The following is a 21,093-nucleotide window of genomic DNA, read 5'->3' on the forward strand; positions in this document are numbered from 1 at the left end:
GCGGTACCGCGGTCGGACCAGGCGTCACAGGCCGTACGACTTGCCGATGATGTCGCGCTGGATCTCGCTGGTGCCGCCGTACACGGTCGAGACCACGCTCTGGCGCAGCAGGCGCTCCATGCCGTACTCGGTGGCGTAGCCGTAGCCCCCGAGCATCTGCATGCCCTCGAGCGAGAGGTGCTTGGCGATCTCGGTGGCCTTGAGCTTCGCCATCGAGGCCTCGCGCGGGTACAGCGCGCCCGGGTTGGCGTCGATGGTGCGCGCGGTGTCGTGCACCAGGAGCTTCGTGGCCGCGAGCTCGGTCGCGTTGTCGGCGATGCGGTGGCGCATCGCCTGGAAGCTGCCGACCGGCCGGCCGAACTGGTGGCGTTCCTTGACGTAGGCGACGGTGTCGTCGAACGCCCGGCGCGCGAGCCCGAGCATGAGCCCGGCCAGGATCATGCGCTCGAGGTTCAGCCCGGCCATGAGCTGGCGCCAGCCCTGCCCCTCGGTGCCGACGACGGCGTCGGCGGGCAGGTGGCAGTCGGTGAAGTAGAGGTCGTTGACCTCCTTGCCGCCCATCGTCTCGATGCCGTGCATCTCGAGCCCGTCGGCGTCGGTGGGCACCATGAACATCGTCAGGCCGTCGTGCTTGCCGCCCTCGGTGGAGGTGCGCGCGACGAGCAGGATGTGCTTCGAGATGTGGGCGTTCGAGCACCACGTCTTCTGGCCGTTGACCACCCAGCCGTTCTCGGTCTTCTCGGCCCTGCAGGTCAGGCCGCCGACGTCGGAGCCCGCGCCCGGCTCGGACATCGAGATCGCCAGCAGCTCGCCGTTGATCACGTCGCCGAGCAGCTGCTGCTTCTGCTCCTCGGAGCCGCTGCGCTCGAGGGCCGCCGCGGTGATGATCGTCGTCCCGAAGCCGCCGATGGGGATCTGGTGGTACGAGGTCTCCTCGAGGAACACGAGCAGGTCGGTCATCGACCCGCCGGAGCCGCCGTAGGCCTCGGGCAGCGCGATGCCGAGCCAGCCCTGGTCGGCCATCTTGCGGTAGACCTCCATCGAGTGCGGGCCCTCGGCGGTCAGCTCGTCGCGCCGCGCCTTGTCGGGCACCTCGCGGCGGGCGAACTCCGCGATGGCGTTCGCGAGGTCCTGCTGCTCCTCGGTCAGGGTGACGGGCATCGTCGGTCTCCTCAGCTCTCGTCGAAGAAGCCGACCGCCTCGAGGTGGGCGACGAGCAGGTCGCGTCCGTCGAGGACGTGGCCCTCCATCGCCGCCCGGGCGGTGTCGGCGTCGCCCGACGCGAGCGCGTCGAGCAGCGTGCGGTGGGCCGCGACGGTGGCGGTGCGCCAGGCCTCGCGGTCGGTGTAGAAGCGCGGTGGCAGGTAGTGGGCGGCCCGCCCGACCAGCCAGGCGAGCTTGCGGGCGCCCGCGGCGCGGTTGAGCGTCGCGTGGAAGCGGCGCTCGGCGTCGGCGAGGTCGCCGGTCGGGAGACGACGCCCCGCGGAGCTCGACCCGTCCGGCCCCGCGCCGCCGGTGATGAGCGCGTCGACCTCGGCCGCCCGGGCCCGCACCGTGGCCAGGCCCTCCGCGCCGATCGACCCGGCCGCCCGGGCCGCGAGCTCCCCGGTGAGCTGCGCCTGGACGGCGAACAGGTCGACGACGTCGCCCCGGTCCAGCGGCGCGACGACGAACCCGCGGCGGGGCAGCGCGCGCACCATGTCGTCGGCGCGCAGCGCCTGCAGCGCCTCGCGGACCGGTGTGGGACTGACCCCGAGCTCGACGGCGAGGCGGTCGGGCCGCAGGAACGTGCCCGGGCGCAGCCCGCCGGACAGGATGCGCTCGCGCAGCTGCAGCGCCACCTGCTCGGGCAGCGCCGGGGCGTCGCCGAGCAGCGCCGTGTCGGACCCGCTCACGACGCCGGACCATATCCTATGGGATTTGGCGCGGCCAGGCGTCCGGGCTCAGGCGGCCGCCTGCGTCGGTTCGCGGGTCCCCGCGCGGCGGACGAGACGGTCGGCGGCCAGGGCGCCGAGACCCGAGATGAGGGTGATGAGGACGAGGTAGGCCGCCGCGCCGGGCATGCCCAGCGGCGAGGCGAGCAGCAGCGTCGTGAAGATCGGGGCCAGCGCGCCGCCGACGATCGCGCCCAGCTGGTAGCCCACCGACGCGCCGCTGTAGCGCACCTCGGTCGGGTAGCACTCGGCGGCGAGGGCCGCGGACGGTCCCCACATCGGCGCCGACGCCCAGCGCGCCGCGGCCACGGCGACCGCGATGAGCAGCAGCGACCCGGTCGCCAGCAGCGGCAGGAAGACCGCCGCGACGACCGCCGTGGCGAGGCTCCCGGCGAGGATCGTGCGGGAGAGGCCCCAGCGGTCCGCGCCCGCGGACACCCAGAGGATCAGCGGCACCTCGAGGACCGCGACGACGAGCACGATCGCGATCAGCGGCGCCCGTGGCAGGTCGAGGGCGCTCGTGCCGTACTGGATGGTGTAGGTCGCGGCCATGTAGCCGATGCCCGTGATGCCGGTGAACATCGCGATGCCGCACAGCACCTGCGGGAAGTGGTGGCGCAGCACCGACGCCAGCGGCAGCGCCATCGACCCGGCGCGGCGCACGGCCACGAACTCCGAGCTCTCCTCGATGCGCAGCCGCACCCAGAGCCCGACGAGCACGAGGACGGCGCTGAGCAGGAACGGGATGCGCCAGCCCCACGTCGAGAACGCCTCGGCCGGCATGGCGGCGGCGAGCACCAGGAAGATCGCGTTCGAGGCGATGAGCCCGATCGGCACCCCGAGCTGCGGGAAGCTGCCGTAGAAGGCGCGCTTCGACTCCGGCGCGTGCTCCACCGAGATCAGCACCGCGCCGCCCCACTCGCCGCCGACCGCGAAGCCCTGGACGAGGCGCAGCACGACGAGCAGGACGGGGGCCAGCGCCCCGATGGTGGCGTAGGTCGGGAGGACACCGATGAGCGTCGTCGCGACGCCCATCGTCACCAGCGTCGTGACCAGCGTGGCCTTGCGCCCGATGCGGTCGCCGAGGTGCCCGAACACGACCCCGCCGATGGGTCGGGCGACGAAGCCGACGGCGAACGTGGCGAACGCGGCGAGCGTGCCGGTGAACGTCGAGGTCTTCGGGAAGAACTGCGGCGCGAACACCGTCACGGCCGCGAGGCCGTAGATGTAGAAGTCGTACCACTCGATCGACGTGCCCACGAGGCTCGCGAGGGCGACCTTGCGGACCTCGCGGCCGGAGCGGGTGGGGGTCTCGTCGGCCATGGTGGCCCTCCGGGTCAGTGGGTTCGGCGCCGGCGACCGGCGGCCAGGGCGTGGGAGACACCGGCGGCGCTCGTGCGCACGAGCGGGGCGAGGACGGACACCGGTGGGTTGCCGTGGTGGGCGACGACCGACAGGGCGGCCACGATCTCGCCCGAGGCGTCGCGGATCGGGGCGGCGACCGACGTGGCGTCGTCGGTGATCTGGCGCTCGCTGACGGCGTAGCCGCGGGTCCGGATCGCGGCGAGCATCTCCCGGACCCGCACGGGGTCGGTCAGCGTGTAGGGCGTGTGGCGGGTGAACGGGCCCTCGAGGACGCGCTCGACCACGGCGGCCGGGGCGTGCGCGAGCAGCACCAGCCCGACGCCGGTCGCCGTCATCGCCCACCGCCCGCCGACGCGGGTGAGCACGCCGACCGCGCGCGTGCCGGCGAGGCGCTCGACGAAGACGATCTCGTCGTCCTCGCGCACCGCGAGCTGGACGTTCTCGCGGGTCACCGCGCAGAGGTCCTCGAGGTAGGGCAGCGCCCGCTCGCGCAGCCCCGGGCCGCGCGGCGCCAGCGCGCCGACCTCCCAGAGCCGCAGCCCGACCTGGTAGCGGCCGTTGGTGTCGCGCTCCACCGCGCCCCAGGTCTCGAGCTCGGCGACGAGGCGGTGGGCGGTGGACAGCGGCACCCCCGAGCGGCGGGAGATCTCGCTGAGCGTCAGCGTCGGGCGGTCGTCGGAGAACGCCTCGAGCAGGCGCAGTGCCCGGGCCACGACCGGCCCCGTCGACACACGCTCCGATCGGTCGACGGCGTGCGTGACCGTCATGGACCCTCCGGTGACGTCGGCGGCACGGATCGGGAGAGTGTGCGGCGCGTCACGCGCTGTACCCAACAGCGGTTTCCGGATGCCGGAAGCCCGAGGTGGGTCAGGCGGGCACCAGCCGGACGGGGACCGTGGCGAACCCGCGCAGCCAGTTCGACAGCCGCGGCTGCGACTCCCCCGTCGGCTCGAGCCGCGCGACCCGGCGCGCGAGGGCCCCGAGCAGCGCCTCGGCCTCCATGCGCGCGATCACCTGGCCGACGCAGTTGTGCACGCCGGCGCCGAAGGCGGTGTGGCCGGCGGTGCGCCGGTGCAGGTCGAACGCGTCGGGCGCGTCCCACCGGCGCGGGTCACGGTTGGCGGCACCGAGCATGAGCAGCAGCTTCTCGTCGGCGCCGATCGTGGCGTCCCCGAGCGTGACCTCGCGCGTCGCCGTCCGCCCGATCACCGGGCTCGGCGTGTGGAGGCGCAGGCCCTCCTCGAACGCCGCCCGCGCGAGGCCGGGTCGGCGTGCAGCGCCGCCCACTGCTCGGGGCGCCGCGCGAGCTCGTGCACCACCGAGCCCAGCGCGAGGATCGTCGTGTCGATCCCCGCGGACAGGAACGACCGCACGAGCAGCGCGGCGTCGTCGGCGCCGATGTCGCCCGCCTGCGCGTAGGCGTAGATCGCCGCGCCGATCCCGTCGTCGGAGAGCGCCTCGCGCCGGACCTGCCAGGTCACGTACTCCCGCGCCCCGCCGGCCCGCCGTTCGGCCTCGGCGCGCAACGTGTTGTGCGGTCCCATCGACTCGAAGTTCAGCGCGGCGTAGGGCAGCAGGTGCTCGCGGCCCTCGGGGGCCATGCCGACCGCGTCGGGCAGGACGGTCATCGGGAAGCGCTCGGCCAGCGCCGTCGCCGCGTCGACCTCGCCGGCCGCCACCGCGTCGTCCACGACCTCGGCGGCCACGGCCGCGAACCGGGCCTCCAGGTCGGCGAGTGCGCGCGGCGCGAGCACCCGGTTCATCACCCGGCGCGCGGCGGTGTGCGCGGGCGGGTCGGCGTCGAGCAGCACGCTCGGGGGGCGCCACCCCTCGCCGCGGCGGATGTCGGCGAGCCCCGTGCCGGCCGCCGACGACCACGTCTCCCAGTCGCGGAAGACCCCGGCCACCTCGGTGTGCCGCCCGGTCGCCCACACCCCGTGCGCGGGCAGCCGGACCGCCGGCGCGGCCTCCCGGATCGCGGTGTCGGCGGGGACCGGGTCGGCGAGGACGTCGAGGGCGAAGGGGTCGACGTCGAGCTCCACGCGCTCATCGGACCACGGTCGGGCGCCCGCCGGGACGCCCGTCCCGCATGCCGGCAGACGCGCTACCCGTCGTCGTCCCCGGCGACGAGCGCGAGGCCCAGGAGCAGGCGGTCGCGGGCGTCGGCGGGACGCCGCCCGGTGAGCGCCTCGAGGCGGGCGAGCCGGTACATGACGGTGTTGCGGTGGCAGTACAGCGCGGTGGCGGCGTGCGACGGCGAGCCGTCGGCGTCGAGCACCGCGCGCAGGGTCGCGAGCAGGGTGCCGCGCTCCGCGGCGGGCAGGTCGAGCAGGTCGCCGAGCGCGGCGCGGCGCAGGCGGGGCACGAGGTCGGCGGCCTCGGCGAGCAGGGCCTCGGGGAGCCGGTCGTCCAGGTCGGCGACGGCGCCCACGCCCGCCGGGAGCGTCCGGGCGGCCAGGCGGGCCCAGCGGTGGGCGACGTCGAGCTGACCGAGGCCGGGCACGGGTGGGGAGACGCCCACCGGTCCGGTCGCCTCCGGCTGCAGGGCCGCGACGACGTCACCCGCGCTCGCGGCACCGACCACGACACCCACGAGCTCCGCCGACCGGACGTGCCAGAACGCGCCGGCGAGCGCCTCGCCGGTGGGCAGCGGATCGTCGCCGCTCGACCGGGTCGAGCCCCGCTCCGCGCCGTCCCCGGCGGGAGCGACGACGCAGACGACGGGGGCCTCGGGGTCGACGTCGAGCAGGCGTGCGGCGTCGAGGGCCCACGCGGGCTCGTGGCCGCGCCCGGCGAGCAGGCCCTCGAGCACGGCCCAGCGCCGGCCGATCTCCACACCGCGCAGGCGGGTCTCCTCGCGGCGGTAGGCGTCGACGAGGCGGTCGGAGCTCGCGTCGAGGATCCGCCACACGTCGTCGGCGACCACCAGCAGCGCGCCGTCGTGCACACCCGCGAAGCGCTCGCTCGACACGACCCGCATCCGCTCCCAGACGAGCCGGCCGCACTGGCGGTAGGCACGCAGCACGACCTCGAGCGGCACGCCCTGCCGCGCCCGGCGCCGGCCGGCGTCGACCGTCAGCGCGCCCGCGTCGACGTCGGGCGGGAGGTCGCCGGCGAGCTGGGTGAGCAGACGCTCCAGGCTCGCGCGGCACGTGGCGCGCAGGTCGTCGTGCACCGGGACACCCAGCGCGCCGTACACGTCCTCGCGCTCGAGGATGCGCGCGGTGAGCCGGTCGGCGAGGTCGTCGACCTCCTCGAGCAGCGCCCGGCACAGCACCGTCAGCGAGTCCCGGGCCGTGTCAGCGGGCGCCACCATCGGCAGAGCATGCCGTGCCCGGCGCCCTGCGGTCCACGTCACGTCTTGTGCTGGGCGCCCACCTTCGCCGGCTTCCCCCGCCACGCCAGCGACCGGGCGTCGAGCCCGCGCAGCAGCGGATCGCCCTCGGCGAGCAACCGCTCCCCCTGCGCCACGGCGTGGGCGAGGCGGTCGTCGTCGAGCTGGCGGTACGCGGCGCCGGCGCGACGGTCGAGCACGTCGTACCAGCAGGCGCCCACCGCGTCGTCGAGGAGCACGCGCCCGAAGCAGTGGTCGTGGCGCAGCACCCACCGGTCCCGGGCGGCCGCGGCGGGCAGCTCGCGGTCGACGAGCTCGCGGTAGCGGGCCAGGAGCGCCTCGCGGTCGACCATGGTCAGCGCCGCCGCCCGGCCTCGTCCGCCGCCTCGGCGAGCTCGAGGGCCTCGGCCTTCTTCTCCGCGGCCTCGCGCTCGGCGACGACCGCCTCGGACTCCTCCTGCACCCGCGTGCGGCGCGCCTCCCGGGCGTGCTCGTCGATGCGCTCGTGGGCCGTCGCCTCGTCGCGCGCGGCCTGCTCCTTGCGCTGCCGCTCGCGTTCCTGCGCCTGCTGCTCGCGCTGCCGGCGCTCCTGCTCGAGGCGCTGCTCCTGCTCGACGGTCTGCTCGCGCACCTGCTCGCGCTGCTGCTGGTCGCGCTCGCGGCGCTGCGCCAGCCGGTCGTCGGCCACCTCGCGCCGGGCGTCCGCGGCCCGGTCCCGCTCCGCGGCGGCGCTGCGGCGCTGCACGCGGGCGTCCTGCCGGTGCCCCTGCGCGGCCAGCTCGGGGTCGCCGAGCACCGAGCCGAGGATCCCGCGCACGGTGGCCTCGACGCTGTCGAAGGCCAGGGTCGGCCCGAACTCGCGGTTGCCGCCGTTGCCGGTCACCTGGGCGAGCAGGTCGACCGGGACCCGGGCCACCCCGAACCCCAGCGACACGACCGTGCGGGGCACTCCTGCCAGCGGCGCCATCTCAGCTCTCCTCCACGTTCTCGATCGCCCGGGCGTCGTGACGCGCCTGCTCGGCCCGGACCTCCTCGTCCCGGGCGCGCGCCTCGGCGGCGGTGCGCTCGCGCACGGCGTCCGCCTCGTCGCGGCGCAGCTCCTGCTCGCGCGCCTGCGCGACCTGCTCGGTGGCCTGCCGGCGCGACGCGGTGTCCTGCGCGGCCCGCTGCTGCTCGGCCTGCCGGTCGCGCTCGGCGCGCTCCTCGCGCGCGGCGGTCGCGTCCTGCGCGGCCAACCGCTCGCGCTCGACCGCCAGCTCCTCCTCCCGGGCCCGCGCCTCGGCCTCCTCGCGCTTCTGCTGCGCGAACTCGTCGGCGCGCTCGGCCTCCTTGGCCGCGTCGGCCTTCTCCTGCTGCAGCTCGCCCTCGGCCCGCAGGTCCTGGTTGTCGGTGATCGCTCCGGCCGCCTGCTTGACGGCGCCGGCGACGCGCTGCCCCGCGCGCGCCGCCTTGGTGGACTCCCCGGGGTCGGCCATGGGCTCCTCCTGCTCGAACGGCTTCCGGGCGCGCTGGTACCCGATCCGTCCGGCGGTCGATCACCGCGGCCACGTGCTCCCCGCGGGCGGTGCGCGACCTCGGGGCCGCGACGGCGAGGGCCCGACCGTCACTGCACCGTCACTGCACCGTCACTGCACCGTCACTGCGGCGTCGGCACGCCCTCCCCGCCCGAGCGGAGCTCCGCGCGCAGGCGCTTCGCCGCGTCGGCGAGCGAGCGCATCTTGCCGAACGCCGCGTCGCGCGGCAGGTACTTCAGCCCGCAGTCGGGGGCGAGCACGAGCTGCTCGGGCGGGATGCGCTCGAACGCCCGGCGCGCGCGGGACGCGACCACCCCCGGGCTCTCCACGGCCGGGTCCGACAGGTCGAGCACCCCGAGGATGATCGTCTTGTCGGTGAGGTCGGTCAGCACCCCCAGGTCGAGGCCGGACTGCGCGGTCTCGATCGAGATCTGCTTCACCGGCGAGCCGGCGAGCTCGGGCAGGAACGAGTAGCCCTCGGGGCGCTCGTGGATGATCGCCGCGTAGCCGAAGCAGATGTGCACCGCGGTGGTGCCGGTGACCCCTTCCAGGGCGGCGTTCAGCGCCTCGAGCCCGTAGGCGCGTGCCGCGTCGGGCCGGGCCTGCATGTAGGGCTCGTCGATCTGCACGACGTCCGCGCCCGCGGCGAACAGGTCGCGGATCTCGGCGTTGACCGCGGCGGCGTAGGCCATGGCCGCCGCCCCCGGGTCGCCGTAGTGGTCGTCCTGGGCCTGCTGGGACATGGTGAACGGGCCCGGCACGGTCATCTTGATCGTGTGGTCGGTCGCCGCGCGCAGGAAGTGCAGGTCGTCGACCTGGATCGGCCGCGGGCGGCTGATCGGCCCGGTGATGCGCGGGACCGGGTTGGGGTGGCCGCTGCGGTCCAGCGCGGTGCCGGGGTTGTCGACGTCGACGCCCTCGAGCGCGGTGGCGAAGTGGTTCGAGTAGCTCTCCCGGCGGATCTCGCCGTCGGTGAGGACGTCGAGCCCCGCCCGCTCCTGCGCGCGGACCGCCAGCAGCGTCGCGTCGTCCTGCGCCTGCTCGAGCAGCTCCGGCGCCACCCGCCACAGCTCCTTGGCGCGCACCCGGGGCGGGAACCGGTCGGCGAGCCGGGCGCGGTCGATGAGCCAGTCGGGCTGGGCGTAGCTGCCGACGAGCGAGGTCGGCAGGAGGGGGAGCGTCGCCATCAGGGGTCCTCTCAGCTCGGCTGCAGCACGAAGTCGTACGCGGCCTCGCACCACGCGACGTCGCAGTGGCCGCCGTCGGGCGTCGGGCCCGGCTCCCGCTCGGTGAAGGTGACGACCAGCTCGCGCTTGACGCCGAACACGACGTCGCTGTCGAGGTACTGCGCACCCTCGCGGAACAGGTGGGTGATCAGCGGCTCGAAGCCCGGCACGTTGAGCAGGAAGTGGACGTGCGCCGGCCGGTAGTGGCTGATGTCGGTCTGCGCGATGAGGCGCCCGACGGGCCCGTCCATGGGGATGGCGTAGCCCAGCGGGGCGATGGTCCGCACACAGTAGGTGCCGTCCTCGCGCGCGGTGTACTTCCCGCGCAGGCGGGCCTCGTCGACGTCGAGCTGGGACTCGTAGGCGCCGTCGGAGTCGGCCTGCCACACGTCGAGCACCGCGCCGGGGACCGGGGTCCCGTCGAGCGAGCGCACGGTGCCGTGGATCCAGAGCGGCGTGCCGGGCAGGCCGTCGGACATGTCCGCGCCGTACGCCAGCTCCGGCGAGCCCTCGATGTGGAACGGGCCGAGCACGGTGGCGGGTGTCGCGCCCTCGGCGAAGCGGTGGTTCTGCTGCACGACGAGCATCGAGAGGCCGAGGACGTCGGAGGTGAGGATGAACTCCTCGCGCTTGTCGTCGCTGATCTGCCCGACCTCGGTGAGCCAGCGGACCGCGGCCATCCACTCGGCCTCCGAGAGCTTGGTCTCGCGGGCGAACGCGTGCAGGTGGCGGACGAGTGCGGTCAGCAGCTCGGCGGTGCGCGGGTCGTGCGCCGTGCCCCAGCGGGACGCGGCGAGGTCGGTGATCGTGTCCTCGGTGACCGTGACGGGTGTCTGCGTCATCGCCATCCCTCCAACGGTGGTGGCTCGTAGGGGTCAGGATCGACCGGCCGGTTGTTGAGGTCCACCGACAGGAAGATGTCTCTTCCGACGGGGTGGCGCAGCTCCTCGGCGAGCTGGCCGATCAGGCCCGCGGTGCGGGCCAGCAGCGCGAACGCGCGCAGCAGCTCGAGCGGCAGCCCGAGGTCGGCGAGCGCGGCGCCGCAGACGCCGGCGCCGTTGAGCGGCAGCGTCTTCCCGAGGATCTCGGGGTGGACACGCCCGATCGCGGCGAACAGCGCCAGGTGCGGGCCCGTGACGCCCTCCTCGGCGGCGATCGCCATGAGCCGCGGCGTGCGGGGGTCGCCGTCCTTGTGGACGTGGTGGCCGAGCCCGGGGACGAACTTCGTCGCCTCGCGCTGCTGCCGGACGGTCGCGCGGGCGAGGTCGTCCCAGCCGGCGTCGTCGGTCGGCAGCGGGCCGGCGTTCTCCAGCACCTCGTGCAGGAACCGCCCGCAGTCCTCGGTGACGCCCAGGAAGCGCGAGCCACCGGCGAGCAGGCCCGCGGCGAGCGCGCCCTGCACCGAGTCGGGCGCCGACAGGTGGGCGAGGCGGCTGATGATCGCGGTGGGCGTGTACCCGTGGTCGGCCAGCGCGGCGAGGACGGCCTCGAACACCCGGGTCTCCCCCGGCGTCGGCCGGCGCTGCGTGGCGAGCCAGAACGCCAGCTCGCCGAACCCGACCTCGCCCATGACGTCGTTCGCGAGGTCCTGGCCGAGCAGGGTGATGGTGTCCTTGGACGCCGCGCCCAGAGCCGTCGGGTACTCAGGCATCGCTCGCCAGCCACTTCCGCAGCTCGGCGCCGTGCTCGTCGAGCTCGGGCGGCGGCAGCTCGTAGGTCACCGGGGTCTCGGAGAAGCGGATCGGGTTGCGGGTGGTGGGCACCGCGCGGTCGCCCTCGCCGACCGGGACCACGGGGTCCAGTCCGAAGCGCTCGGCGATCGCGAAGCCCCCGGCGACGCTGTTGATCGGGCCGGCCGGGACCCCGGCGTCGACGAGCAGGTCGAACCACTCGTCGGCGCCCTTGGCCGCCAGCGCCTCGACGAGGATCGGCTTGAGCTCGTCGCGGTGCTCGGTGCGGTCGGCGTTGCGCAGGAAGCGCGGGTCGTCGGCCAGCTCGGGCATCCCGAGGACGCCGCACAGCTTGCGGAACTGGCCGTCGTTGGCGGCCGCGACGATGAGGTCGTTGTCGGCGGTCGGCAGCGGCTCGTAGGGCACGACGCTGGGGTGGGCGTTGCCCATGCGGGTCGGCACCACGCCGCCCGCGGCGTACGCCGAGCTCTGGTTGACCATCCCCGACATCGCCGAGGCGAGCAGCGACAGCTCGACGTGCTGGCCGCGGCCGGTGGCGTCGCGGTGGCGCAGCGCGGCGAGGATGCCGATCAGCGCGTCCTTGCCCGCCATCACGTCGAAGATCGAGATGCCGGCGCGGAACGGCGGTCCGTCGGGCGCGCCGGTGAGGCTCATCAGGCCGGACACCGCCTGGACCATGAGGTCGTAGCCCGGGACGTGGCCGCCGCCGGTGGACCCGAAGCCGGAGATCGAGGCGTAGACCAGCCCCGGGTTGTCGGCCGAGACCGAGGCGTAGTCGAGCCCGTACTTGGCCATGCCGCCGGGGCGGAGGTTCTCGATGAGGATGTCGGCGCGGCGTGCCAGCTCCTTCGCGAGGGCCACGTCGGCCTCGTCGCGCAGGTCGAGCGCGATGGAGCGCTTGCCGCGGTTGATCCCGAGGTAGTAGGTCGACGTCTCGTCGCGGGTGGGCGGCATCCAGGTGCGCGTCTCGTCGCCCTGGGGCGACTCGACCTTGATCACCTCGGCGCCCAGGTCGGCCAGCAGCATCGTGGCGTAGGGCCCGGCGAGCACGCGCGAGAAGTCGGCCACGAGCAGCCCGGCGAGCGGACCTCCCGAGCCCTGCGCGGTGGGGTCCTCCTGCGCCATGCGTCCTGCCTCTCTGTCCGCTCTACGGACACGTGTCCGTGTTCGAGGGGAGCCTGCTCGCGGCGGCCGAGATCGTCAAGTCCGGGGCGCCGGGGACGTCTCGACGACGCGCAGCGCCGCCACCGGGCAGACCGCGGCCGCGCCCCGGGCGGCGTCCTCCAGCCCGGCGGGCAGGTCCCGTCCCTCGTAGTGGTGGACCAGGTTGCCGTCGTCGTCGAGCTCGAAGACCTCCGGGGCGCGCTCCTCGCACTGCCCGTGCCCCTCGCACCGGTCGTAGTCCGCCTCGATGCGCATGTCCGCCTCCCTGCTGCCCGTGCCCGGTCCGCTCAGTCGGCGTGCACCGTGACCGGGACCGACGCGAACGCCCGGATCAGGTTGTTGAGGGCCCGCTCCGGCGCGCCGACCTCGAAGCGGCGCACCGTGCGGGCCAGCGCGGTGAGCAGCGCCGCGATCTCGAGCTTCGCGAGCCCCTGCCCGGCGCAGCCGTGCTCGCCGAAGCCGAACCCGAGCTGCTCGAGCGCGTCGGGGCGCGCCACGTCGAAGCGGTCCGGGTCGGCGAAGTGCCGCTCGTCGCGGTTCGCCGACGCGTAGAGCACGAGCACCCGGGAGCCCGCGGGCACGGCGACGCCGCCGATCTCGGTGTCCTGCGCCGCGAGCCGCCCGAACCCGCGGATCGGCGACTCGAGCCGCACGACCTCCTGCACCGCGTTCGGGACGAGCTCGGGCTCCGCGCGCAGGCGGTCCCACTGCTCGGGGTGCGCACCGAAGAGCCAGATCGCACTGCCGACGGCGCTGATCGTGGTGTCGAGCGAGGGCGCGAGGTAGTCGAGCATGAGCATCATGGCCTGCTCGTCGGTGATCTCGCCGCCGTCGCGCGCCTCGAGCACGCCGGCGCCGAGACTGCCGGGCAGCACGCCGCCCTCGCGCACCAGGCGGGCGCCGTAGGCGGCCATCTCGCCGCACTGCGGCAGGGCCGCCTCGGTGCGGGCGTTGAGCGGTCCGAAGGAGTCGAAGTTCGCGCCGGCCCAGCGCAACAGGTGCTCGCGGCCCTCCTCGGGCCAGCCGATGAAGTCCGGCACGATCGACAGCGGCAGGGCCCGGGCGAGGTCGCCGACCGCGTCGAACGAGCCGCGGGCCACGAGGTCCGCCACGAGGGCGTCGGCGGCGTCGGTGACGACCTCGCGCATGGGCCGCAGCGCCCGCGGGGTCAGCCGGTGCGCGACGATCCGCCGCAGGTGGGCGTGGCGCTCACCGTCGCTGGCCAGCGTGCAGCCGAGGATCGCCGCGTTCGCCGGCTCGTTGAGCGCGATGCCGTTCGCCGACCGGAACACCTCCGGGGTGGCCAGCACGTGCTTGACGTCGTCGTAGCGCGCCACCGCGTAGGCGTCGTGGGCGCTCAGCCACACCGCGGGCCCGAGGTCGCGCAGGGCCCGGTAGTGCCCGTAGGGCTCGCGCAGCGCCTGGTCGGTGTAGATGTCGGCGTCGAAGTGCGGTGCGGTCGCGACGGTCGTCATCGGCGGCGGCGTCCCCCGGTCGATCTGGCGGACAGGTGTCCGCTGGCCGAACGACCTTCACCGACGGGCGGGGCGGTGTCAACCGCTCCGGCCCTCACCGGGTCGCGGCCAGCCGGCGCAGCAGGGCCGCGGCCGCGTCCAGCTCGTCGTCGGCGACCTCGTGGTCGCGCCCGGGCTGGACGCGCAGCTCGACCTCGGCCCCGCGCCCGCGCAGCGCCGCGACCATCTCCTCGGTGGCCGCGAGCGGCACCCACGGGTCGGCGTCGCCGTTGGTGGCGAGGACCGGGAGCCCGTCCAGCGGGCGGGGGTCGTCCGCGGGCGGCGTGCGGTCGGTGCCGGGCGGTCCCGCGGCCGCGCCGGTCCAGACCAGCGCGCCCGCCCAGCGCCGGCGGCGCCGCAGCAGGTGGTCGGCGACGAGGCAGGCGCCCTGGGAGAAGCCCGCGAGCACGGTCGAGCGGGCGTCGTGGCCGTGCGCGGCGAGGGCGTCGGCGAGCCCGTCGACGACGTCGGCGGCGCGGTCCCGCTCGGCGAGGGTCTCCCCGGGCGGGTCGTGGACGCGGCCGGCGTACCAGGTGCGGCCCGGCGCGGCGGGGAGGACCCAGGTGATCGCTCCGTCGGGCAGGCGCGGCGCGAGCCGGCCGACGACGTGCTCGTGCATCCACGCCGGGTCCTGGTCGCGGCCGTGCAGCAGCACGACGGCGAGCGCCGCGGTGCCCGGCGGGGCGCCGCGGACCTCCACCCCGGGCGCCCGCAGGGCCTCGGCCCGAGCCGTCACGCCGTCCCGTCCGTCATGGCCCGACGGTAGGCCACCGGCGTGCGCCCCGTCGTGGCCTTGACCAGCTGGCCGAACCGCGTCGCGTTGGTGAACCCCCACCGCAGGGCGACGGCCGAGACCGGGGTGCGGGCCTGGAGCGGGTCGGCGAGGTCGGCCAGGCACCGGGCGAGCCGGCGCTCGCGGATGGTGCCCGCCACGGTGCGCCCGTCCTCGGCGAGCAGGGCGTGCAGGTGGCGGGTCGAGACGAACAGCGCGGCGGCGACGCTGCGCGGTGACAGGCCCGGGTCGGCGAGGTGGTGGTCGATGTGCCGGTCGATGCGTGCCCGCAGCTCCTCGTGGGGGTCCGGGGCAGCGAGCAGCCCGCGGCGGGCGAGCTCGTCGTCGAACAGGGTGCGGGCCAGCTCGGTGGCGTGGTGCGCCGCGACGAGGACGGTCTCGCCGCGGACGTCGGCCCCCGGGCGCTCGAGGCTCTCGTGCAGCCCGGTGAGCAGGCCCGCGACGGCCGGCGCGAGCCCGTGGGCCGGGTCGAGCGTCGTCGCGGTCAGCTCCCCGGCCCGGCGGTGACCGCCGAGCCCGTCGATCGGGAACCGGAAGCACAGGCTGCGGTAGCCCTCGCCGCTGACGATCTCCACGGGGCGGCCGGAGTCGTAGAAGACCATGTCGCCCGGGCCCACCCGGGCCAGCCGGTCGTCCTGGCGGAACTGCGCGGTGCCCGCGAGCTGCAGCGAGAGGAGGTAGTCGGCGGGGCCGTCACCGATGTGCTCGGCCGCGCGCACCGCGAGGTGGGGACGGGAGGTCATCGCGATCATCGAGGTGTCGCCCAGCCGGCGGCGGCCGATGCTGCCGCGGAACCGCTCCGGGGCCGGGCACTCGACGTGGAACGGCAGCAGGGCCCCGGTCACCGCGCCGCGCCAGGCGTCGACGTCGCGGGCGTCGCGGACCTCGTCGTCAGCGTCCATGAGCGTCCATGGGCAGCACCTCCGCTGCGGCGGGACGGCCGGTCGTCGTCCGCCGACCCCCGCGCCGTGCACCGAGCGGAGGTGGTCGTGCACTGTAGCGAGAGTCACGAGACGTGGACCACTTCTAGCGTCGGGGCGAGCAGCCCGGCCACCCGGCCCGGTCCCCAGGAGGTCCCGTGTCCCACATCCGCGGTTCCCACCACACGACGCTGTCGGTGGGCGGCGCCCAGGAGGACGTCGACTTCCACGTCGACACGCTGGGCATGCGCTTCATCAAGCGCACGGTGCTCTTCGACGGCTCGCTGCCGATCTACCACCTGTACTACGCGAACGCGGCGGGCGACCCGTCCGCGGTGCTGACGACGTTCCCGTGGCGCCAGGCCGGGCTCGTCGGGCGCCGGGGCACCAACCAGGCCCGCGAGGTGCTGCTCTCGGTGCCGGCGGACTCGCTGGACTTCTGGGAGCGGCGCCTGACCGAGCACCGCGTCGAGGTGACCAGCACCGAGGTCTTCGACCGCCGCCGCCTGGAGTTCCGCCACCCCTGCGGCATCGAGTACGCCCTGGTCCCCGTCGACGGCGACCCGCGCGTGGGCCACCCCGGGCAGGGCGTGCCCCCGGAGTACGCGATCCACGGCATCCACGGGACCGGGATCCACGTGGCCACGCCCGAGCGCATGGTCGAGTTCTCCGAGGAGGTCTTCCACTCCCAGGGCAAGCTGGTCGAGGACGGCGACCGCGCCGCCTACCAGGTCGGCCAGGACAGCCACGGCAACCACGTGGAGCTGATCGCCGACACCTCCGACGACCAGGGGACCTGGCGCTACGGCGCCGGGACCTTCCACCACGTCGCCTGGAACCTGGAGACCCTCGAGAACCAGGACGACCTGAAGTTCGAGATCGAGGGCAACGGCTACACCGACATCTCCGAGCTCAAGGACCGCAAGTACTTCAAGTCGGTCTACGTGCGCACGCCGGGCGGGGCGCTGTTCGAGCTGGCCGTGACGCACGCCGAGGGCGGCTGGACCTGCGACGAGTCCCCGCACGAGCTGGGGCAGCGGTTCCAGCTGCCCGAGCAGTTCGAGCACCGCCGCGAGGAGATCTTCTCGATGCTCGAACCGATCGAGACCCCGGTGACGCCCGACGAGGAGGAGTCGTGACCGATCAGCTCGTCCGCCCCACGGCAGACACCACCGACACCACCGACCGGCCCACCGGCGACCGCCACGCCGCGCTCATGGCGCGCATCGGCGAGCTCGACCCGCTGCTGCGCGAGGAGGCCGGCGCCGGCGAGGCCGGCGGCCGCCTGACCCCGCGCGTGGCGGAGGCGCTGCACGCGAGCGGCGTCTACACGAGAGCATGCCCCGCGAGCTCGACGGCATGGAGCTCGCGCCGCGCGAGGTCATCGCGGCGATCGAGGCCCTCTCGCGCGCCGACGCGTCCACGGGCTGGGTCGTCATGACCCTGCAGATGGCCATCGGGACCACCGCGGCCTACCTCGGGCGCGAGCCCTTCGCCGAGATCACCGCGGAGCACGGCGACCGCACGCTGGCCGCGGGCCAGGGCACCCGCCCCGGCCGGGCGCGCGCCGCCGCGGGCGGCTACCTGCTCTCGGGCTCGTGGTCGTTCGCCTCCGGCCTGCACCACGCCACGCACATCCACACCGCCGCGCTCTGCGACACCGGTGAGGTCCGCGTGTTCACCCTGCCCCGCGAGCTGGTCACGATCGTCGACGACTGGGACGTCATGGGCCTGCGGGCCACCGGCAGCGTCGACTACCACTGCGAGGACGTGTTCGTCCCCGCCGAGCACACCTACGTCGCGACCACCACCGAGCCGCTGCTCGGCGGCGGGGTGTTCCGGCTGGGCCTGGCCGCCTTCGCGAGCCTCCAGCACGTCGGGTGGGCGCTCGGGGTCGGGCGGCGGCTGCTCGACGAGATGCAGGCCGTCGCGGCGGCGAAGGCCGGGACGCGGAACGCCGGCGTCGACACGAGCGAGTTCCACGCCGACTACGCCCGCGCCGAGGCGACGCTGCGCGCGGCCCGCGCCTGGAACCTCGAGGTCTGGGCCGACATCGAGGCCGGCCTCGAGCGCGGGGAGGGGCTCACCACCGAGCAGGACACGCTCCTGCGGCTCGCCCTGCACACCGCGACCCAGGCCGCGCAGGAGGTCGGCCGGACCGTCTACCAGTGGGCCGGCACCACCGCGCTGCGCAGCGGCCCGCTCAACCGCGTCTTCCGTGACCTGCACGGCGGCACCCAGCACGTTACCTCCGGGCCGGCGGTCCGGCACGGGTGCGGGCGCCACCTGGCCGGGCTGGCACCGGGGGCGAGCTGGGTCTTCCTGGACCTGGTCGAGCCCGCGGCCTGACCGCGCCCGTCAGGACGCCGGCAGCGTCCGCCGCGGCAGCGCGGCGCGGCGGGCGAAGTCGGCGGAGATGTCACCGGCCGCCTGCAGCAGCAGCGGGAGGTGGTGGCCGAGCAGGTGGTCGACCGACGTCTCCGCCGCGTGGCAGTTGACGTTGACGCCGGCGATCACCCGCCCCTCGCCGTCGCGCAGGGGCGCCGCCACCGACCGGATGCCCGCGGCCAGCTGCTCGTCGGTGAGCGCCCAGCCCCGGGCGCGCACCTCGCGCAGCACCGCGTCGCGCTCGTCGGGCTCGGGGCGCCAGCGCGGGGTCAGGCCGGAGCGCGTCGGCTCGGCGAGCACCCGCTCGAGCTCGTCGGGCGGGAGCGCCGCGAGCTGCACCTTGCCCAGCGAGGTCGCCAGCGCCGGGAACCGCGTCCCGATCTGCACGCTCAGCGCGACGATCTTCGGGACGGCGACCCGCGCGACGTAGACGATGTCCGAGCCGTCGAGCTGGGCGATCGAGCAGGACTCGCCGGTGCGCTCGACGAGGCGCTCGAGGTGCGGGCGCGCCACCTCCCAGAGGCCCAGGGCGTCGACGTAGGCCACGCCGAGGTCGAGCACGCGCGGGGTGAGCACGAACCCGCGCTCGACCGCCCGGACGTAGCCGAGCTCGGCGAGCGTGAGCAGGATGCGCCGCGCGGTCGGGCGGGCGAGCCCGGTCGCGGCCGCCACCTCGGCCAGGGTCATCACCGGGCGCGCGGCGCCGAACGCGGTGATGACGTCGAGCCCGCGCGCCAGGGCCTCGATGAAGTCGGGCCCCGCTCCGTCTCGCGGCACGGTGACTCCCTCCCTCGCGACGCGGCTGGGCGGACTGTAGCCGCTGCGACCGCTGGGCGGACAGCACGACCACCACGGTCCCCACGGCGTGGTGCACGGTGGTCGTTGACAACTCGACCATCTCGGGACGAGGGTGACCCACGCCATCCGACCGTCTGCCGGACGTCCGTCCGCCATCGAGTCACCGACCGAGGAGTGCTCCATGAGCCAGCCCGCCGCCGAGCGGCGTCCCGTCGTCCTGCGCGGCGGCACGGTGCTCACCGTCGACGCCGCGCACTCCGTGCTGGAGGGCCACGACGTGCTCGTCGTCGACGGCCGCATCGCCGCGATCGGCGTGGACGTCGAGGTCCCGGCCGGCACCGACGAGATCGACGCCCGCGGGGGCGTCGTGATGCCCGGGATGATCGACACCCACCGGCACATGTGGCAGACGGCGCTGCGCGGGTACGGCGCCGACTGGACGCTGACCCAGTACTTCGTCTGGAACTACCTCGACCACGGGCGGCGCTTCCGTCCGCAGGACATCCACGCCGGCGACCTGCTCGCGGCCCTCGAGGCGATCGAGGCCGGCGTCACCACGTGCGTCGACTGGTCCCACAACCTGCAGACCCCCGAGCACGCCGACGCCGCGATCGACGCGCTCGCCGGCGTGCCCGGCCGCTTCGTCCTCGCGTACGGCAACATCCAGGACGCGCCCGCGAACTGGACGGCGAGCCCCGGGTTCCGCGACGTCCTCGAGCGGCGCCGCGGCGACGTCGAGGGCTTCCAGCTCGCCTTCGACGTCACCGGCGACCCGACCTTCCCGGAGAAGCCCGCGTTCGAGGTCGCCCGCGAGCTCGGCCTGCCGGTCACCACCCACGCCGGGGTGTGGGGCGCGACCAACGACGACGGCATCCGCCTCATGCACGAGCACGGGTTCATGGGCCCCGAGACGGTGTACGTGCACGCCGCGACGCTGTCCGCCGACTCCTACCACCGGATGGCGGCCACCGGCGGCTCGGTGTCGGTGTCCACCGAGAGCGAGCAGAGCGCGGGCCAGGGCTACCCGCCCTCCTGGGTGCTGCGGACCCACGCCATCCCGATGTCGCTGTCGATGGACACCTCCATGTGGTGGAGCGGCGACCTGTTCTCGGCCATGCGCGCGACGCTGAGCGCCGACCGCTCCCGCGAGCACCTCGAGGCGCACGCCAAGGGCGAGACCGTCACCCACCACGCCCTGCGCGCCGAGCACGTCGTCGACATGGCCACGATGGGCGGTGCCCGCGCGCTGGGCCGCGAGGCGGATCTCGGCAGCATCGAGGTGGGCAAGAAGGCCGACCTGGTCCTCGTCCGCAACGAGCACTCGCCGGTGGGCTTCCCGGTCCTGCACCCCTACGGACACGTGGTGTTCCAGGCCCAGCGCGGCGACGTCGAGGCCGTGCTCGTCGACGGCCGGATCGTCAAGCGCGACCACCGCCTCGTCGGGGTCGACCTCGCGGCGGCCCGCCGCACCGTCGAGCAGACCGTCGACCACCTGCGCGGCGAGCTCGGCGAGGACGCCTGGCAGCAGGGGATGAACCCGGACATCCCGGAGACCAAGGTCCTCGACAACCCGTACACCTACACCGACTACCGCTCGGCCACGACGCACGGCGCCTGAGTCCCCCGAGGGCGCCGACGCGCACCGGCCCCCGTCCCGGGTCCTCCGGGCCGGGGGCCGACGTGTTCACCGCCTGGTCCACACCGCCGGCGTGGTGTACTCGGTCCGTGGCGGCAGGCGGGGACACGCGGCAACGGGACCCGGAGCGCACCCGCGCGGAGATCCTCGCGGTGGCCACCGAGGAGTTCTCGACGCGCGGCCTGGCCGGCGCCCGCGTCGACGAGATCGCCGCGAAGACCCGCACCACCAAGCGGATGCTCTACTACTACTTCGGCAGCAAGCAGGGCCTCTACCTGGCGGTGCTGGAGCAGGCGTACCGCGGCATCCGCGCGCTCGAGCAGGGCGTGGACGTCGAGCACCTGCACCCGACCGCCGCGATCCGCGCGCTGACCGACGTGACCTTCGACCACCACGAGGCGAACCCGGACTTCATCCGCCTGGTCAGCATCGAGAACATCCACCACGCCGAGCACCTGCGGACCTCGTCGGTCCTGGCCGGCCTGGCCGCGCCCGCGATCGACGTCCTCGACCGGATCCTCGCCCGCGGACGCTCGTCGGGGCTGTTCCGCGACGACGTCGACGCCGTCGACGTGCACCTGGTCATCAGCGCGTTCTGCGTCTTCCGCACCGCCAACCGGCACACGTTCCAGGTGGTGTTCGACCGGGACATGCTCGACCCCGCCCGGCGCGACCACTACCGCCGCATGCTGGGCGAGCTCGTCGTGGAGTACCTCACCGCGCACGTCGGGCGCGACTGACCCGCCCTTGACACCGCGTGACGGCTAACTCACCATCCGGTACGTAACCAAACGGTACATTCGCGGTCCACCCGTG

Annotated in this window: 24 protein-coding genes; 5 read left to right on the forward strand and 19 right to left on the reverse strand. The window is 74.9% G+C overall.

Annotated elements, in window-relative coordinates; translation table 11 throughout:
• Positions 1 to 24 precede the first annotated feature (24 nt).
• From PHK61_RS23430 to PHK61_RS23515, 18 genes are all read right to left on the reverse strand, one after another.
• Entirely contained in the window at positions 25 to 1,161 is a 1,137-nt protein-coding gene (locus PHK61_RS23430) for an acyl-CoA dehydrogenase family protein (RefSeq protein ID WP_274283436.1), read from the reverse strand.
• A gap of 11 nt (positions 1,162 to 1,172) precedes the next feature.
• Positions 1,173 to 1,895 (reverse strand): GntR family transcriptional regulator, encoded by a 723-nt coding sequence (locus PHK61_RS23435; RefSeq protein ID WP_274283437.1) that lies wholly within the window; start codon positions 1,893 to 1,895, stop codon positions 1,173 to 1,175.
• A gap of 48 nt (positions 1,896 to 1,943) precedes the next feature.
• The gene (locus PHK61_RS23440) at positions 1,944 to 3,257 is read right to left on the reverse strand and encodes an MFS transporter (protein ID WP_274283438.1); all 1,314 of its coding nucleotides are present in this window, start codon (positions 3,255 to 3,257) and stop codon (positions 1,944 to 1,946) included.
• A gap of 14 nt (positions 3,258 to 3,271) precedes the next feature.
• Positions 3,272 to 4,066: an IclR family transcriptional regulator gene (locus PHK61_RS23445; protein WP_274283439.1), complete on the reverse strand. Its 795-nt coding sequence runs from the start codon at positions 4,064 to 4,066 to the stop codon at positions 3,272 to 3,274.
• 100 nt (positions 4,067 to 4,166) lie between these two features.
• A complete protein-coding gene (locus PHK61_RS23450) occupies positions 4,167 to 4,508 on the reverse strand; it encodes a cytochrome P450 (RefSeq protein WP_274283440.1) in 342 nt (113 codons plus the stop codon).
• The gene (locus PHK61_RS23455; RefSeq protein ID WP_274283441.1) at positions 4,505 to 5,341 is read right to left on the reverse strand and encodes a cytochrome P450 family protein; all 837 of its coding nucleotides are present in this window, start codon (positions 5,339 to 5,341) and stop codon (positions 4,505 to 4,507) included. Before PHK61_RS23455 ends, PHK61_RS23450 begins: the two co-directional genes overlap by 4 nt.
• 62 nt (positions 5,342 to 5,403) lie before the next feature.
• Positions 5,404 to 6,615 carry a PucR family transcriptional regulator gene (locus PHK61_RS23460; RefSeq protein ID WP_274283442.1) on the reverse strand — a complete coding sequence of 404 codons (1,212 nt, stop codon included), beginning with the start codon at positions 6,613 to 6,615 and terminating at the stop codon, positions 5,404 to 5,406.
• A 38-nt stretch (positions 6,616 to 6,653) separates the two neighbouring features.
• A complete protein-coding gene (locus PHK61_RS23465) occupies positions 6,654 to 6,986 on the reverse strand; it encodes a hypothetical protein (RefSeq protein ID WP_274283443.1) in 333 nt (110 codons plus the stop codon).
• A gap of 2 nt (positions 6,987 to 6,988) precedes the next feature.
• Positions 6,989 to 7,600, reverse strand: a complete 612-nt coding sequence (locus tag PHK61_RS23470; protein ID WP_274283444.1) for a hypothetical protein — start codon at positions 7,598 to 7,600, stop codon at positions 6,989 to 6,991.
• A 1-nt stretch (position 7,601) separates the two neighbouring features.
• Positions 7,602 to 8,108 carry a hypothetical protein gene (locus PHK61_RS23475; protein ID WP_274283445.1) on the reverse strand — a complete coding sequence of 169 codons (507 nt, stop codon included), beginning with the start codon at positions 8,106 to 8,108 and terminating at the stop codon, positions 7,602 to 7,604.
• Between the two features lie 161 nt (positions 8,109 to 8,269).
• On the reverse strand, positions 8,270 to 9,334 hold the full coding sequence (locus tag PHK61_RS23480; RefSeq protein ID WP_274283446.1) for a 5-methyltetrahydropteroyltriglutamate--homocysteine methyltransferase: 1,065 nt from the start codon (positions 9,332 to 9,334) through the stop codon (positions 8,270 to 8,272).
• A gap of 11 nt (positions 9,335 to 9,345) precedes the next feature.
• Positions 9,346 to 10,215 (reverse strand): dioxygenase family protein, encoded by an 870-nt coding sequence (locus PHK61_RS23485; RefSeq protein ID WP_274283447.1) that lies wholly within the window; start codon positions 10,213 to 10,215, stop codon positions 9,346 to 9,348.
• Positions 10,212 to 11,024 (reverse strand): citryl-CoA lyase, encoded by an 813-nt coding sequence (locus PHK61_RS23490; protein ID WP_274283448.1) that lies wholly within the window; start codon positions 11,022 to 11,024, stop codon positions 10,212 to 10,214. The genes PHK61_RS23485 and PHK61_RS23490 overlap by 4 nt, the downstream gene beginning before the upstream one ends.
• Complete coding sequence (locus PHK61_RS23495; RefSeq protein WP_274283449.1) at positions 11,017 to 12,189, reverse strand: CaiB/BaiF CoA transferase family protein; 1,173 nt, start codon at positions 12,187 to 12,189, stop codon at positions 11,017 to 11,019. The genes PHK61_RS23490 and PHK61_RS23495 overlap by 8 nt, the downstream gene beginning before the upstream one ends.
• A gap of 75 nt (positions 12,190 to 12,264) precedes the next feature.
• Complete coding sequence (locus PHK61_RS23500) at positions 12,265 to 12,483, reverse strand: ferredoxin (RefSeq protein ID WP_274283450.1); 219 nt, start codon at positions 12,481 to 12,483, stop codon at positions 12,265 to 12,267.
• A gap of 32 nt (positions 12,484 to 12,515) precedes the next feature.
• The gene (locus tag PHK61_RS23505) at positions 12,516 to 13,703 is read right to left on the reverse strand and encodes a cytochrome P450 (protein ID WP_274283451.1); all 1,188 of its coding nucleotides are present in this window, start codon (positions 13,701 to 13,703) and stop codon (positions 12,516 to 12,518) included.
• A 94-nt stretch (positions 13,704 to 13,797) separates the two neighbouring features.
• Positions 13,798 to 14,478, reverse strand: coding sequence for an alpha/beta hydrolase (locus tag PHK61_RS23510; protein ID WP_274283452.1), 681 nt, complete (start codon positions 14,476 to 14,478; stop codon positions 13,798 to 13,800).
• Positions 14,475 to 15,437, reverse strand: a complete 963-nt coding sequence (locus PHK61_RS23515) for an AraC-like ligand-binding domain-containing protein (protein WP_274283453.1) — start codon at positions 15,435 to 15,437, stop codon at positions 14,475 to 14,477. Before PHK61_RS23515 ends, PHK61_RS23510 begins: the two co-directional genes overlap by 4 nt.
• A 176-nt stretch (positions 15,438 to 15,613) precedes the next feature.
• Here PHK61_RS23515 and PHK61_RS23520 point away from each other — a divergent pair, with 176 nt between their 5' ends.
• From PHK61_RS23520 to PHK61_RS23530, 3 genes are read left to right on the forward strand one after another with little or no spacing between them, the layout of a single operon-like run.
• A complete protein-coding gene (locus tag PHK61_RS23520; protein ID WP_274283454.1) occupies positions 15,614 to 16,594 on the forward strand; it encodes a VOC family protein in 981 nt (326 codons plus the stop codon).
• Positions 16,591 to 16,896 carry a hypothetical protein gene (locus tag PHK61_RS23525; protein WP_274283455.1) on the forward strand — a complete coding sequence of 102 codons (306 nt, stop codon included), beginning with the start codon at positions 16,591 to 16,593 and terminating at the stop codon, positions 16,894 to 16,896. The genes PHK61_RS23520 and PHK61_RS23525 overlap by 4 nt, the downstream gene beginning before the upstream one ends.
• A complete protein-coding gene (locus tag PHK61_RS23530) occupies positions 16,794 to 17,804 on the forward strand; it encodes an acyl-CoA dehydrogenase family protein (RefSeq protein WP_274283456.1) in 1,011 nt (336 codons plus the stop codon). The genes PHK61_RS23525 and PHK61_RS23530 overlap by 103 nt, the downstream gene beginning before the upstream one ends.
• 9 nt (positions 17,805 to 17,813) lie before the next feature.
• Here the strand turns inward: PHK61_RS23530 and PHK61_RS23535 are convergent, their stop codons facing one another.
• Positions 17,814 to 18,620 carry an IclR family transcriptional regulator domain-containing protein gene (locus PHK61_RS23535; RefSeq protein ID WP_274283457.1) on the reverse strand — a complete coding sequence of 269 codons (807 nt, stop codon included), beginning with the start codon at positions 18,618 to 18,620 and terminating at the stop codon, positions 17,814 to 17,816.
• Positions 18,621 to 18,822: 202 nt separating this feature from the next.
• Between PHK61_RS23535 and PHK61_RS23540 the strand changes: the two genes are divergently transcribed.
• Together PHK61_RS23540 and PHK61_RS23545 are read left to right on the forward strand one after the other, a co-directional pair.
• On the forward strand, positions 18,823 to 20,259 hold the full coding sequence (locus tag PHK61_RS23540; RefSeq protein ID WP_274283458.1) for an amidohydrolase family protein: 1,437 nt from the start codon (positions 18,823 to 18,825) through the stop codon (positions 20,257 to 20,259).
• Positions 20,260 to 20,366: 107 nt separating this feature from the next.
• Entirely contained in the window at positions 20,367 to 21,017 is a 651-nt protein-coding gene (locus tag PHK61_RS23545) for a TetR/AcrR family transcriptional regulator (protein WP_274283459.1), read from the forward strand.
• Positions 21,018 to 21,093: the final 76 nt, after the last annotated feature.

This window comes from Actinomycetospora lutea, assembly GCF_028737205.1.
Taxonomy (GTDB): Bacteria; Actinomycetota; Actinomycetes; order Mycobacteriales; family Pseudonocardiaceae; genus Actinomycetospora; species Actinomycetospora lutea.